Source organism: Mucilaginibacter sp. RCC_168 (assembly GCF_041355315.1).
In the GTDB taxonomy this organism is placed as follows: Bacteria; Bacteroidota; Bacteroidia; order Sphingobacteriales; family Sphingobacteriaceae; genus Mucilaginibacter.
This window is the reverse complement of sequence record NZ_JBFUPN010000009.1, coordinates 159,726-175,166: the sequence shown is the minus strand read 5'-3', so window position 1 is coordinate 175,166 and position 15,441 is coordinate 159,726. Positions and strand designations below refer to the sequence as shown.

Annotated in this window: 11 protein-coding genes; 8 read left to right on the top strand and 3 right to left on the bottom strand. The window is 42.0% G+C overall.

All coding sequences use genetic code 11. From position 1 onward, the window contains the following. The first annotated feature begins 98 nt into the window (after nucleotides 1-98). Together murQ and AB6735_RS10515 are read left to right on the top strand one after the other, a co-directional pair. Nucleotides 99-905 (top strand): N-acetylmuramic acid 6-phosphate etherase, encoded by an 807-nt coding sequence (gene murQ, locus AB6735_RS10520; protein ID WP_370995882.1) that lies wholly within the window; start codon nucleotides 99-101, stop codon nucleotides 903-905. A gap of 114 nt (nucleotides 906-1,019) precedes the next feature. Then, complete coding sequence (locus AB6735_RS10515) at nucleotides 1,020-1,586, top strand: hypothetical protein (protein ID WP_370995881.1); 567 nt, start codon at nucleotides 1,020-1,022, stop codon at nucleotides 1,584-1,586. Between the two features lie 72 nt (nucleotides 1,587-1,658). Here the strand turns inward: AB6735_RS10515 and AB6735_RS10510 are convergent, their stop codons facing one another. After that, nucleotides 1,659-2,861 carry a D-alanyl-D-alanine carboxypeptidase/D-alanyl-D-alanine-endopeptidase gene (locus AB6735_RS10510; protein ID WP_370995880.1) on the bottom strand — a complete coding sequence of 401 codons (1,203 nt, stop codon included), beginning with the start codon at nucleotides 2,859-2,861 and terminating at the stop codon, nucleotides 1,659-1,661. 181 nt (nucleotides 2,862-3,042) lie between these two features. Between AB6735_RS10510 and AB6735_RS10505 the strand changes: the two genes are divergently transcribed. Then, nucleotides 3,043-4,290 carry an aspartyl protease family protein gene (locus AB6735_RS10505; protein WP_370995879.1) on the top strand — a complete coding sequence of 416 codons (1,248 nt, stop codon included), beginning with the start codon at nucleotides 3,043-3,045 and terminating at the stop codon, nucleotides 4,288-4,290. A gap of 85 nt (nucleotides 4,291-4,375) precedes the next feature. Further along, nucleotides 4,376-7,021: a zinc-dependent metalloprotease gene (locus AB6735_RS10500; RefSeq protein ID WP_370995878.1), complete on the top strand. Its 2,646-nt coding sequence runs from the start codon at nucleotides 4,376-4,378 to the stop codon at nucleotides 7,019-7,021. Nucleotides 7,022-7,144: 123 nt separating this feature from the next. Here AB6735_RS10500 and AB6735_RS10495 read toward each other — a convergent pair whose 3' ends face one another. Continuing rightward, entirely contained in the window at nucleotides 7,145-7,417 is a 273-nt protein-coding gene (locus tag AB6735_RS10495; protein WP_090473681.1) for a hypothetical protein, read from the bottom strand. A gap of 190 nt (nucleotides 7,418-7,607) precedes the next feature. Here AB6735_RS10495 and AB6735_RS10490 point away from each other — a divergent pair, with 190 nt between their 5' ends. Together AB6735_RS10490 and AB6735_RS10485 are read left to right on the top strand one after the other, a co-directional pair. Further along, nucleotides 7,608-8,213: a hypothetical protein gene (locus AB6735_RS10490; RefSeq protein WP_370995877.1), complete on the top strand. Its 606-nt coding sequence runs from the start codon at nucleotides 7,608-7,610 to the stop codon at nucleotides 8,211-8,213. A 214-nt stretch (nucleotides 8,214-8,427) separates the two neighbouring features. Beyond that, the gene (locus tag AB6735_RS10485) at nucleotides 8,428-11,364 is read left to right on the top strand and encodes an outer membrane beta-barrel protein (RefSeq protein ID WP_370995876.1); all 2,937 of its coding nucleotides are present in this window, start codon (nucleotides 8,428-8,430) and stop codon (nucleotides 11,362-11,364) included. Between the two features lie 59 nt (nucleotides 11,365-11,423). Here AB6735_RS10485 and AB6735_RS10480 read toward each other — a convergent pair whose 3' ends face one another. After that, nucleotides 11,424-11,798: a response regulator gene (locus tag AB6735_RS10480; RefSeq protein WP_370995875.1), complete on the bottom strand. Its 375-nt coding sequence runs from the start codon at nucleotides 11,796-11,798 to the stop codon at nucleotides 11,424-11,426. A 300-nt stretch (nucleotides 11,799-12,098) separates the two neighbouring features. On the opposite strand from AB6735_RS10480, the gene AB6735_RS10475 reads away from it, so the two are divergent. Both AB6735_RS10475 and AB6735_RS10470 read left to right on the top strand, forming a co-directional pair. Further along, a complete protein-coding gene (locus AB6735_RS10475; protein ID WP_370995874.1) occupies nucleotides 12,099-13,508 on the top strand; it encodes a glycoside hydrolase family 30 beta sandwich domain-containing protein in 1,410 nt (469 codons plus the stop codon). Nucleotides 13,509-13,550: 42 nt separating this feature from the next. Continuing rightward, nucleotides 13,551-15,326 (top strand): cellulase family glycosylhydrolase, encoded by a 1,776-nt coding sequence (locus AB6735_RS10470; RefSeq protein ID WP_370995873.1) that lies wholly within the window; start codon nucleotides 13,551-13,553, stop codon nucleotides 15,324-15,326. Nucleotides 15,327-15,441 lie beyond the last annotated feature (115 nt).

Genomic DNA, 15,441 nt, shown 5'->3' with positions numbered 1-15,441 from the left:
CAGCAAACAAAGTTAATCAATGCCGCATCAATAATTTTTATTGGCATCCTTTCATTTGATGTTTTTTACCGAATTTTGTTATAAATTATTTAAAATTAATGGAAACCATTACGGAGCGGGAATCACATTATAAGAATTTAGAGCAGCTATCTGTTCTTGAGATATTGGAAAGCATAAACAAGGAAGACCAAACAGTTCCCCTGGCTGTTAAAAAAGCCTTGCCTCAAATTGAACAACTGGCTACTATAACAGCCGCTAAAATGCGTGATGGTGGTCGTTTATTTTATATTGGCGCCGGTACCAGCGGTCGTTTAGGTGTGGTTGATGCTTCAGAATGCCCCCCAACATTTGGTGTTCCGTTTGATATGGTTGTTGGTATTATTGCCGGCGGCGATGGCGCCATACGCAAAGCGGTAGAATTTGCCGAAGATGATACCGAACAAGCCTGGAAAGATCTGGCAGAATTTCACATTACTGATAAAGACGTTGTGGTGGGCATTGCGGCTTCCGGCACTACTCCATATGTAATAGGAGGGTTAAAAATGGCCCATAAACATAATATTGTAACCGGCTGCATAGTTTGTAATAGTGGCAGCCCTGTAGCTGCCGAAGCACAATACCCGGTTGAGGTAATTACCGGACCGGAGTTTTTAACCGGGTCAACCCGGATGAAAGCCGGCACGGCTCAAAAGCTGGTTTTAAACATGCTGAGCACCAGTGTCATGATTCAGTTAGGCCGGGTGAAAGGAAACAAGATGGTTGATATGCAGCTGAGTAATAACAAGCTGGTTAACCGTGGAGCCCGCATGGTAATGGAAGAAACCGGGTTAAATGAAGATGAGGCCGCAGCGCTGTTAAAACAATACGGAAGCGTACGCAATGCGGTTGATAATTATAAAAAATAATTTTTTGACGTGCAGATTTTAAATGTGCAGATGTGCAAATTATTAAAAATGATCTGTACATAATAATTCTACTCATTTGAAATCTGCACATCTGCACATTTGAAATCTGAAGATATGCACGAGATAGAACCATATTACCGGTGGCGGGATGATTACATAGCATCAGAAGATGAATATTCACCTTTTTATGCTACTGAATATAGTGAGTTTGAATTTGATAAGCAGGTATATAACTATCTGTTGCACCCGCAGTGGGACTCCTTCGGCTCCAACACATTGTATCTTAAAGTACTGTTTGCCGATTATGAAAAGGGGTACACCATTATTGAGCTTATTGGCGAGTGGAACGACGCCATCAACAACGACATCATGATGCTGAAGCGCGAACTGCTGGAGCTCATGATCGATAACGGCATCAATCATTTTATACTGATAGGCGAAAATGTGCTCAACTTCCATTCTTCTGATGATTGCTATTACGAAGAGTGGTTTCAGGATGTTGAGGATGGCTGGATAGCCGGCATCAATTTCCGCGAGCATGTGATAGATGAGTTTAAGCGTAATAATATTGATTATTATATCAATTTTGGCGGTGGGCTTGATGACCTGGGCTGGCGTGCCTTAAAACCGATACAAGTATTTAAAATGGTAGACGAACAGCTGATGCGGCGGTTAAATTAGACCAGTATAACCACGTCATTTTAACGTTTTTTACTCTGTGTCTTTTTATGAACATTTACTGCTGGAAGGGATTTAAAATTCTTCATGAATATACGTCATGATCCGTACCATTTCGTCACGGATTTCTTTAACAGGCCGGGTAAAATTGTTATTCATAAAGGAGAATGCCAGACGTTTCCCTTTTCGGGTAACCAAATAGCCGCTTTGATTGTAGCTGTTGGATAACGAGCCGGTTTTTGCCCATACAAACACCCGTCCATTATCTGTTTTATAAGCATTTCTAAGTGTGCCCGAAGCACCTCCGGCAGGCAGCATGCTATACAATAACGAGTCGTTATTTACCTGATCTTTAATTTTTTGCAATAAGGCGACAATACTTCGCGGGGTAAACAAATTCATACGCGAAAGCCCGGAGCCGTCAACCCATTGAGGTTCATCCGGCAGATCATTTAAAAAGTGCTTTTTGGAATAGCCGATCACCGAATCGGTATTGAGGGTATTAAATTTGACCGATGAACAGGTCAACAATAGCTGCTCTGCAATAAAATCATCGCTGGTTTGTAGCATTCGTTTATAAACTGTACCCAAGTTCCCATTGTAGATCGTTTTCGCGGTAGCGCTTAATGGTATATTTACAGGCCATACGGGCTTTTTCAGTGTGTCCCGCAATAGTTCCAATGTTAGTTCCACGCTTGTTTTCCAGGGAATCTCCTGTTTAAAGTTCGGCGGTATGGGCATTACCGGGTAAATAAAATTATTACGCAAAAAATCACGCTTAACCTTAAACTTATCCGGATGATAACTCGTATCGCTGTTTAAAAACCGTTTAAGATAGGATGGCTTGATCTGCAGGTTACCATTGCTATCAGCATATAATAAAGCCACATTGTCCTCTAAGGGCATGTCGGTTATTTCAGCCTGGTAATAATCATTATAATCATCCCAGGCCCAGCCTGTCCCAAAAAAATTATTCGCATAACCTGTTGTTGAATAGTATAGGCTTTTATTACTCCGGGCCAGGAAGCCCAGACCTTTAGTCCCTTTGAGATCGCTATGCAGAAATGAAGGATCACCAGTACCCCAAAACACCAGCGAGTCACTATGCAACTCATAACGAAGTGCCGGTATGGAGTCGCCCAGTATTTTAAGGCAGGTATAAAAAGTAAATAGTTTTGTATTGGATGCCGGGATAAAATATTTATCAGCATTTAACTCATATATCATTTTTTGATCATCCAGATCATACAAAGCGAAGCCCGTGAAATGATCGCGCATGATCAGCGAGTGCTTAAATTGCTTTTTTATCTTTCTCTTTTTTATAGTTCGGGCATAAACGGTATCATTAAATAACACCAAACCGCAAATTATTAGCAGAAATATAAAAGTTGTTTTTAGCATACATTTATTCAATTTAACCAATTATTGTTGTAAATTTAATATACCAACTATAATAACCTTGCTACTCACGCTATTTCATAAAATAAAGCAATTCCGGGCAGTATGGCTGACGTGTTTATTTTCGATTTGCTTTTTTGCCGCACAGGCACAATACTTTGATCTCGATTATCATAAAAAAAAAGTAACCATCCCTTTTCGCCTGGTGCGGAGCCTTATGGTGATTAAATTAAGTATTAATCATAAAGGCCCGTTCAATTTTATATTAGATACCGGTGTTGGCTTAATGATCATTACCGACCCTAAATTAATCGATTCTATCTCTATTCCTAACAAACGAACCTTAAAAATACCTGGGCTTGGGGAGGGCGAAGACGCTGAAGCTTATGTTACCTCTCCATTAGATATTGAAATACCCGGATTGGTAAGTTATGATGTAGCCGCAGCCATTTTGAAAAAGGACCTGTTCAGTTTATCCGGTTACGCGGGTATGCCCATACATGGCTTACTTGGCTACGAGTTTTTCAACAATCTTGCCGTCAAAATTAATGTTCCTGATAGTACCTTAACCGTTTGGCGACCAAAAGACCTTAAAGTGTTTAGGAAGGGGGTACCGATTCCCATCACTATTGAAGACCGGAAACCATACGTAGAAACATGGGTAAAACTGCAAAGCGGGGAGAATATAAAGACCAAGCTGATCATTGATCTGGGAGCCGGGCACCCTATCTCGCTCGAAACGGTGGTAAAACGTTATGGTCTTCCGCAAAAATTTATTGCTTCAGCCAACCTCGGTATTGGCTTAAACGGCCCTATTAACGGATATATCGGGCGGCTGGAGTCATTGGAATTGGGTAAATTTAAAATCAAGCAGCTAATAGCCTCTTTTCCGGATATCAATAATGCCCAAAGTTCCCTTTCTGTTCCCCGGGATGGTAACCTGGGTATTGGGACTTTAAAGCGCTTTTCGGTTATCCTGGATTATACCCATAACACCATGTACCTAAAACCCGGCTCAAATTATAAGGCCCCGTTTGAGCATGATATGAGTGGATTGGAATACTATGCTGCCGGCGATAATTTTGATCGGATCATTATTAACCGCGTTGAACCCGGTTCCGCTGCCGATGAAGTTGGCCTGGAAAGGGATGACGAAATAGTAGCCATCAATTTTAAATCGGTATCAAAAATGACCCTCGAAGAAATTGACGAGATATTCAAGTCCCGGAACGATCGTAGCCTTTTGCTTGACGTTTATCACGATAAAAAATTAGATAAAGTGATTCTTACCCTCAAAAGACGCATATAATAGGGTGATTTTTAAAAATCACCCTATTATATGTTATAACATCGTGTTTATTTTAGTTAAGTTTACTGTTTAAGTATTGACATAAATGAAGACAAACCTTATCGCGGGCCGTTATTTACGGGGCTCTGCTTTTATTTTTGCTGTTTTAGCCAGCTCATGCGCTACCAAAAAACACACAGCAAACCAAACCATAACCCTTAAAACAACATCAGGACCAGGCGGAACTGCCGTAGCTACGGCAACAGTTGGTGCACCCAAAAAAGAGGGCATTAAAAAATTCGCCGATGTTATAACCGGTAAAACAAAGGCCGACAGCGGTCTTTTTAATACCTACAAGGTTGATGGCAAGTATTACTATGAAATTCCCGACTCTTTGATTAACCGTGAAATGCTGGTGGTTACCCGCTATGTTAAAACCCCGGGTGGTTTAAAAACCTTCGGTCAGCAATATGGTGGCGAAGAACTGAACGACCAGGTTTGGAAATGGGAGCGCCATGATAAACAGATCTTTATTCGGGTTCCCAGCTATTCTATAAGAGCGGATAGTACTACCGATATGTATCAATCTGTTAAAAACTCAAATCTGGATGCTGTATTGGCTTCTTTTGATATCAAAGCATTTAATAAGGACAGTACAGGCGTACTGATTGATGTTACCGATTTTTACAATGGTGATATAAGCGCTATTGGCCTAACAGATAATGTTAAAAAAGCCTATAAAATTTCGGGGGTTGATAATACCCGCTCCTATATTGATACCATTAAAAGTTTTCCGATAAACCTGGAAGCTCGTACTTTAAAAACCTATCGCTCTGCAGAATCGCCTACGGATAACTCCACAGGGGCTATAACTTTTGAGTTCAATACCTCCATGCTGTTATTACCCAAAACACCCATGAAAGCCCGTATCAGCGATGAAAGGGTTGGATTTTTTGGGCAGCGACAAACCGATTATGGCACAGACGCTCAAAAAGCCCAGGTAACCGCATATATCCATCGGTGGAAACTGGAGCCTAAAGACCCGGCTGCTTACTCACGCGGCGAACTGGTTGAGCCCAAAAAACAAATAGTTTACTATATTGATCCGGCAACGCCAAAAAAATGGGTGCCTTATCTCATAGCCGGCATAAACGACTGGAACAAAGCGTTTGAAGCGGCCGGTTTTAAAAATGCTATTGTTGGTAAAGAAGCGCCAACCCATAAACAGGATCCTGAATTTAGCACTGAGGATGCCCGCTATAGCGTGATCAGGTATTTTGCATCAGATGTAGAGAACGCTTATGGCCCCCATGTTTCTGATCCGCGTACCGGCGAGATCCTGGAAAGCCATGTTGGCTGGTATCATAACGTAATGAGCCTGCTGCGCGATTGGTACCTGATACAAACCGCGGCAGTAAACCCCGCCGCCCGCAAAGCTCAATTTACTGATGCGCAAATGGGCGAACTTATCCGTTTCGTATCCTCACATGAAATTGGCCACACGCTTGGTTTACCGCATAACTTCGGTTCAAGCTATGCTTATCCGGTTGATTCACTTCGTTCTAAAACATTTACTGATAAACACGGTACGGCGCCATCTATTATGGACTATGCCCGTTTTAACTACATCGCCCAACCCGGCGATGGCGTTACGCACCTTTATCCGCAAATAGGCGAGTACGACCTTTGGGCTATCAAATGGGGGTACAGCTGGTTCACTGGCAATAAAACAGCCGTACAGGAAAAAGAAATATTGGCCGATTGGACCGATAAAAAAGCAGGCAACCCGCTTTATTACTTTGGCCGCCAGGGTACATCCATTGACCCACGCCTGCAAAACGAGGACCTGGGCGATAATGCCATGAAAGCCAGTACTTATGGCATAGCTAACTTAAAACGCATTTTACCTAACCTCGAAAAATGGACCTATCAAAAAAACGAGAATTTTAGCGATGTAGCAGAATTATACAACGAGGTTATAGGCCAGTTTTATCGTTACATGGGTCATGTTACTACCAATATCGGAGGCATGAATGAAAACTTTAAAACCTATGATCAAAAAGGCGCTGTTTATGGTTTTGTAAATAAGAATCTGCAACATGATGCTATGCTGTTTTTAAACAAGCAATTGTTTGAAACCCCGCTATGGTTAATAAACAAGCCCGAACTAAGCAAATTTGATAACGGCGTTGTACTTGGCCGGATCAAATCAATCCAGGTTTCGGTTTTGGCCAATGTAATTAGTCCATCAAGGCTGGCACGCATGTATGATAACGAAGCCAAAAACGGCAGCAATGCTTATACTGTTGCCGAACTGTTTACAGATATTCACAGCGGAGTATTTAACAGCAGCAAACCAGACGCGTTTAAACGTAATCTGCAACGCGGTTATATTGAAAACCTGAAAAGTTTACTGATCACCGACGCGAGCTTTTCATTCCCGGGCATAACAAGCGCGCAATTGGCTTCTTTTGGCCTAACGCCAATAAACATTGTTTTATCTGATATCAGACCAATGGTACGTGCAGAATTGAAGAAAATAGATGCCGGGCTACCAAAGGGTGGGGATGCCTTAACCGCGGCTCACTTTGCCGATCTTCACCTGCGTATTAAAGATGCGCTAAATCCGGATAAAGCAGTGATCAACATCCAGGGGACATTGATGCGAGGAATAAACAATAATGATATATTGAAAGAAAACTCAGAAGCTGGTTATATGAATTGCTGGCCAAAAACACCAACAGACTATTAATCTGCTCATTAATAACAAAAAAACCTGCTTAGTTTAAGCAGGTTTTTTTATGAATATACCTGACACATGCAGCATTAGTCAGGGAGAATTGAACAAGGGTTATAATAACCAGCTATAGCAGCGCTATTTAAGCTGACTGATGTTTTCGAAAAAAGCAATCTGCAGATCAAGCAGTGACCTTACATTGATCTTTTCTCCGTACGCATCAAAACATAAAAATTTTGTGCTTTCCGGATGATTCCTTCGTCTTTTCTCAAAAAAATTAAAGGTTTCAAAGAAATAATGATTAGTGGTGACATGGCTTTTATTATTGGTTTGTGACGCATTTAACCGAAATCCGATGGCATCAATCCAATTGTGCACTTTTGAGTGCAGTGTGCTGCTAATATTATTCATAGGTTAACTTGATTTTAAACATAACGAAACATTCGCCGGTTTTGTTGTTCACTTTTTGTATTATTTAAACAATACACTAATTTCCTTTTTTAATCGGCAACAATAATTGTTCCGCTATTCTCATCGCCTGAACTTAATTATTCATACATCCGTAATAAGTCCACAACTTCATCCAAAAACTTAAAAATTCATGAGAAAACCACGACTATTATTTACTGCTTTATTGATATGTCTATTCAGTATAAACGCTTGTAAAAAGGGAGATCCGGGGCCGGCGGGGGTCAACGGAACCAATGGCGCACAAGGTCCTAAAGGAGATACCGGCTCACCGGGACCGGGCGGCCCACAAGGAGCAACGGGCAATACCGGAGCAACAGGACCAACAGGTGCTCAAGGACCAGCCGGATCTAATGGCGCTAATGGAGACGATGGTACCATGAGTGTTAAAAGTTATTTGTTAATCGATAAAAGTGTTACCCTAACCGGATTTACCAATTTCACGATACCGGCCATTACCCAGGATATAGTTGACAGTGGTGTTGTTTTAGCTTACTTCAGAACTACAGGAAGCACCGGGGGATATTATGCATTGCCTTACAGCGAAGCCGGCAGAACCATTACCTTATCTGACTTTGGGGTTGGTTATGTCGATATCAAAGCCAATTTTTCACAAACCGGGCTCGATTTTAAAATTGTAGTTATTCCTGGGGGCAGTGTTACCACCTTGCAAATCGCCCATCCGGGTATCAATTTTAAAAATTACAGTGAAGTAGCAACAGTTTTGCATATCAACTAATTTAATAAAGGCCCTTATTAAGCGCAAAAGAGCTGATATTGCAGGCTATTTTACGCTTAATATTTGTAACAATGATATGATTAATAAGCATTTAGCGCCTCTTATGTAACAATCGTATGCTTTTTTAATATTTAATACTTTATAAGTTGAACATTTGCAATTGGATTGTGTCCAATATATAATTAATAAAATTTTTAAGCAGAACAAACACTCTATGAAACCCCTGTTCCTTATTTTAAGTCTAACCATTTTAACGGTATTCAACTCGCTGGCACAAACCACGCATGACATTAGCGGCACCGTTGTTGACACTACCAAACTGTCGTTACCGGGCAGCAGTATTAAGCTTATATCAAATGGCGGGGATAGTACCATATCTATTGCCGATGCGAATGGAAAGTTCGCCTTTTCGGGTATTAAGGGCAGTAAAATAACACTTACATTATCATCCATTGGTTTTACATCTATCAAAAAGCACTTCTCATTGGATCCCGACGGAAAGCCTGTTGATCTGGGTAACATTATCATGAAGGCTTCAACCAATATGCTTAATGTGGTTACTATTGTGGGTGTTAATCCGGTAACTTTGAAAGAGGATACCGTGGAGTACAACGCCAGTGCTTATAAAGTACGGGAGAATGCACCGGCCGAAGATCTGATCAAAAAGCTACCCGGTGTTGATGTAGACGTAAATGGAAACATTACTACCCAAGGCAAACAGGTTACCAAGGTGCGCATAAACGGTAAGGACTTTATGGGAGGCGATGTTCAAAGCGCTACTAAAAACCTGCCTGCCGATGTGATTGAGAACATTCAAATGATTGATGATTATGGCGACCAGGCTAACCTTACCGGCGTTAAAACCGGCGAGCCGGATAAGATCATGAACATCACCATTCGTAAGGATAAAAACTATGGTTATTTTGGACAGGGCACAGCTGGCGGTGGTAGAGACGCACTACCTCAAAGCCAGGGCATTCCTGATAAAACTCGTTATATAGGATCAATAAATGCTTTTAATTTTAATGGCGACCAGCAAATTGCTGTCTTAGGAAGCATTAACAATACCAACGTAAATACCTTTTCATTCGGCAGCCCCACAGGCGGTGGTGGCGGTGGTTTTGGAGGCGGTGGTTTTGGCGGAGGCGGCCGTGGTAATGCAGGCCGGGGCGGCGGTAACTCAGGCAGCTTAATAACTACGCAAAATGGCGAAACCAACGCGCATTCCCTGGGAGCTAACTTCCGCGACCAATGGGGTAAAAAGCTTTCGGTATATGGCAGCTACAGCTTTGCTGATAATACGGTTACAACAACAACCAATACGTTGCAGGAAAACAGGTCGGGTACAACACAAAACCAAAACAGTGTTGAAAAAGATCAGAATATAAACCACCGGTTTACCTGGAATATGGAGTATAAACCAGATACGATCAACTATTTAAAAGTTACACCAACATTCTCATACGCGGGCACAAATACCAACGAAACCGAGGCTTCTACCTTTACCCGTGATGGCCAAGTAAGTTCCGCTTATACCTCTCTTACCAGCGGCGATTCACAAGCTCCGAATTATGGTTTCACCGCCTTATTTAACCATCGCTTTAAAAACCGCCATAACCTGAGCATCAATGCTACCGTAAGCTCGGCGCCAAGCTGGTCATACCAAAATCCGGTTTATGATTTTACGGCAGGTGCCCCCACTGCTCCGGCAAATCAAATGATCAATACTTATAGCCGTACCAACAGTTATGGAACTAACGTTTCGTATCTGAACCCAATAGGTAAACGTTCATACCTGGAGCTTAACTATGCGTTTAACCGTGCTATTACAACCAATAACAAAGAAACTGATACGCTCTTTAATGAGGCTGATTTTTCTTTCAGAAGCGACAGCGCGTTAAGCAACCGTTATAATTACACCTTTACAACCAATAAGGTGGGCTTAAACTACCGTTTTATTGAAAAGAAATATAACTATACTTTAGGCTTAGGCGTTCAACCATCTGTTTTAGATGGCAACTCACCGGTAACCGGCGTTTCAACGCACATTTCAACATTTAATGTGATTCCAACCGCCCGTTTCATTTATAATTTTTCACGCAGTCAGTCATTCAGTGTTAACTATAACGGATCAAGCAGTACACCAAGTTTTTCACAATTACAACCCGTGATCGACTTTTCAAACGCGCTTTACCCGGTTGAAGGTAACCCTAATCTGAAACCACAGTTTACCAACAATTTTTCGATCAGGTATAATAAGTTCAGTTTCCAGACAGGTGATGTATTCTTTGCTAACTTATCGTTCCAGAGTGTACAAAACCAGGTGGTAACCAACACCATTACCTATCCTCGTCTTTATTCGCCTAACCCGAGATTCCAAAACACCATTTTAACCCAGTATTTAAATGCTGATGGATATTACACCGGTTCGGGCCGTTTAACTTATTCCAAACCATGGGAAAACCGTAAATACACGCTTTCATTTAACGGTACCGCTACCTACACCAATAATATAGGCTATCTGACCGATATCGATTCAACTTCATTTGCGGCCACTACTCAGAAAAACATTGCCAAAAACCTGGTATTTACCCCGGAAGTCCGTTTCAGGGTTGACATCAATAACGTTATTGACGCACAAATTTTAACCAACTACGCCATCAACCGAACAAGCAACTCTGTAGAAAGCCCCCTGTTAAGCGGAACTTCAAATATCAGGACCTGGAATATTGGCCTTACCGGTAAAAACTACTTTGGCGATTGGGTTTTTAGCTATGATTACTCCAAGGCTACTAACTACGGTTACAGTTCGGATATTAAGGTTACCAACCCTAACATCCTGAACTTATATGTGGAACGCCGCTTTTTGAAAAACAAACAAGCAACTCTCCGTTTATCTGGTTTTGACTTGTTTAATCAAAACACAGGCTTTTCATCAACATCCACAGCCAGTTCATTAACCCAATCTCGTGTTAACCGGCTTTCAAGATATTATCTGTTAACGTTTACGCTTAACCTGAAAAAATTTGCAGGCAAGGCCCCTGTTCAGGATAATATGGGTCCCGGCCGGTTCAGAGATGGTGGCGGAAGGCGCGATGGCGGTAACGGCGGAGGAGGTGTACCAGGTGTTCCTGGTGGGCTACAAAATTAGTCATAAAAAGAGTCCCTTCTTAATAGAAGGGACTCTCTTTTGTTTATATAAAGAATATTTTATTGCGTCGTCAATACATTACTTATAACCCGTTCCAGATCTTCCAAATCAAAGGGTTTGGCCAGATAAGTTTGGGCGCCGGCATGGCTGGCCAATAATTGGATATCGCTATTAGCCGAAAAGTATATAACCGGGATATGTTTTAATTCTTCGTTTTTTTTAAGTGTTTGGGTAGCTACAATTCCTCCGGCATCAGGTATCCAGTTGTCCATTAATATAACATCTGGTAAAATCGGCAACACTTTACCAACAATGTTGTTGCAATCGGTAAAAGTATGCACTTCCCATCCCTTCTCTTCTAAGATATAACTGCAAATAGAAAGTATATCTTCATCATCATCAAATATGATGATCTTTTTGCGCGGTTCTTCCATTATTATACTACCCGTGAAACTATAAATAAATTCCAATACTGGCAAATAATTTAAAGTCTTAATTAATATACATGACAGCCGAATTAATATTGGGCTTTATGTTTTTTGTTGTAGTGTTAAAATAGGGCGCAAAAACGTCAAATCAAATACATAATCCGGTGTATGTTTTACACTTTCGTAATATATTAGTTACTCAATAATTTATATCCCATTATATTGAAAACAATAATAAATTTACCATTCAATTTAAGCCTTATTTGAACCAGTTTGCAGCAGTAATCTTCCTGTTAAATTTAATTTATGAATAAAAATATCCGATCACTTTTATTGTGGCCGCTGCTGTTTGGCACCACAATCAACGCCAATGCGCAAAAAGCGGTTCAGGCCAGTTTATGGCTAACCAAGGCCGACAGATCTGTTTTATTTGAAAAGCAAAAAGATGCTTTAACTTTTAAACAGGCTAACGATAGCGGATTTACCATCAGTATTGACGACAAAAAAACTTACCAGTCTATTGATGGCTTTGGCTTTGCGTTAACGGGGGGCAGCGCCATGCACATTATTCGCATGAGTCCGGGTAGCCGTGCCGCCCTGCTAAAAGAATTGTTTGCCACTAATGATAATAACATTGGCGTAAGCTATATCAGGTTAAGCATTGGAGCATCTGACCTGAACGAAAAAGTATTCTCTTATGATGATATGCCCGCGGGACAAACAGACCCAACCTTGAAACATTTTAACCTTGGACCAGATAAGCAGGATGTGATCCCGGTGATGAAACAGATACTGGCTATCAATCCGGCTATTAAAATATTAGGCTCACCCTGGTCGCCGCCAGCATGGATGAAAACCAATGAAGATACCCGTGGCGGTCGTTTAAAGCCAGAATATTATGGCGCTTATGCCAAATACCTGGTGAAATATATACAAGGAATGAAAGCTAATGGGATTCCGATTGACGCCATTACCATTCAAAACGAACCCTTGCATCCCGGCAACAATCCGAGTTTACTATTGGTAGCTCCGGACGAAGGTGAGTTTATTAAAAACAACCTCGGACCAGCCTTTAAAGCTGCTGGCATCAAAACCAAGATCATTATTTATGACCATAACGCCGACAGGCCCGATTACCCGATCTCTATTCTGAACGACCCTGCCGCCCGTAAATATATCGACGGATCAGGCTTCCATTTATATGGCGGGGATATTGAGGCGTTAACCGATGTGCACAATGCCCACCCGGATAAAAACCTTTATTTTACGGAACAAATGGTGGTTGAAAAAGAGAACAGCTCCACCATCAATATAGCCTCGCCGGTTAAAAGATTGATCATTGGCGCAACCCGTAACTGGAGCCGCAACGTCCTGGAGTGGAATTTGGCCGCCGATCCGGATTATAAGCCCTATACCGACCGGGGTGGTTGCCCCATGTGCCAGGGCGCGGTAACTATCGATAAAAACGCGGTGAAACGCAATCTGGCTTACTATTCCATAGCACACGCGTCTAAATTTGTTCGTCCTGGTTCGGTTCGTATCGCTTCAAATAACTCGGATACACTGCCAAACGTGGCTTTTAAAACGCCGAATGGTAAAAAGGTTCTTATTGTAGCCAACACCAGCGACTCTTCGCAGACTTTTAGTATCAAATATAATGGCCAAGCTGTTACCACTACCCTGGATAAGGGCTCTGTAGGCACTTATATCTGGTAAGCGTTCTTAATTATTTGTTTATACCAATAACCTAAGTATATCATGTTATTACAAACTTTTAAAAATATATCGGTAAGGGCATTATTCCTGGTCTTACCTGTTTCGTTTATTTCGTTACAGGGCAGCGCGCAAAGCTTTTTAAAGGCAGATGGCAAAAAGATAGTGGACGAAAGCGGCAAAAACGTATTGCTGCGCGGCATGGGCCTGGGCGGATGGATGCTGCAGGAGGGCTATATGCTGCATGTGAATAAGGATAGTCGCCAGTTTCGCATCCGCGAAAGGCTGGAAGAACTGATGGGCCCTGCAGAAACCAAGGAGTTTTATGATACCTGGCTGGCTAACAATACCCGCAAAATAGATATAGACTCGATGCATCGCTGGGGTTTTAATTCGGTGCGTTTGCCGATGCATTATAACCTTTATACTTTGCCGGTTGAGAAAGAACCTGTTGCCGGGCAAAATACCTGGATAGATAAGGGTTTCAAAATGACCGACGACCTGCTGGCCTGGTGCAAAGCAAACCATATGTACCTGATCCTTGATCTGCATGCCGCGCCGGGCGGCCAGGGTAACGACCTCAATATATCAGATCGTAACACCGATGTGCCATCATTGTGGGATAGCGAAGCCAATAAACAAAAAATGATAGCTCTTTGGCGCAAACTGGCCGACAGGTATAAAAATGAACCCAACATTGGCGGCTATGATATCATCAATGAACCTAACTGGGGTTTCGATGATCCGGCCAATGATAAGAATGGCTTAAAAGAAAAAACCAATGCTCCCTTACGCAAATTAATGATTGATATCACGGCTACTATTCGTGAGGTGGACAAAAAACACATCATCATTATTGAGGGTAACGGCTGGGGTAATAACTATAACGGCATACTGCCTACCTGGGATAAAAACATGGTATTGAGCTTCCACAAGTACTGGAATTTTAACGATCAAAAATCGGTAGAACACATCATCAAAACCCGCGATCAGTATAACGTGCCCGCCTGGATAGGGGAGACCGGCGAAAACTCCAATGTGTGGCTGACGGAGGAGATCCGTTTGCTGGAGAAAAACAATCTGGGTTGGGCACTGTGGCCATTAAAAAAGATGGGCAATAACAATCCGATCGAGATCCCTTCCAACTTGAATTATGATGACGTAACGCGTTACCTGAATACCGGTAAACATAAACCCAAGGAAAGCAATGTATACAGCGGCACACTCGAAATGGCCATTCATGCTAAATTAGAGAATGCCATTATTCACCATGATGTGATTGATGCTATTTTCAGACAGCCGTTCACTACCGCAACCAAACCGTTCAAAGCAAACAGAGTAACTAACGGCACTATTATCAATGCGGTTGACTATGATCTTGGCCGAAATGGCTTTGCCTATTTTGATACCGATACGGCCGATTACCATACCTCCGGAAAACCGGGCATCGGAAACCATGGCAGAATTTATCGTAATGATGGCGTGGACATCAGCAAAGACTCCACTGCCTACAACAGCTTTTATGTTGACCACATAGAAACCGGCGAATGGGCCCAATACACCATACAGGTAAAAACAGCCGGCGCTTATTCGGTTAAACTAAAAGTAGCCGCTGCTACTGATGATGCCAAACTATCCCTCAACATAAACGGTGCCGATCAGGCAAAAGAAGTGGCTATACCCAATACCGGCGGCCTTAAAACCTGGCAGGTGATCACCGTAAAAGATATCCGCTTAAAAGCCGGCGCTAATAAAGTAAGGGTTTACGCCAATAATGGGGGATATAATTTGCATTGGTTACAATTTTGGAAGGGGAAGTAAGGTAGATTTTAGATACTGTCTACAATCCACGCGTCATTGCGAGGTACGAAGCAATCTCTACACAGGCAAGTCATGGATTTAAATATCGGCTCTGTAAAGCATAGAGATTGCTTCG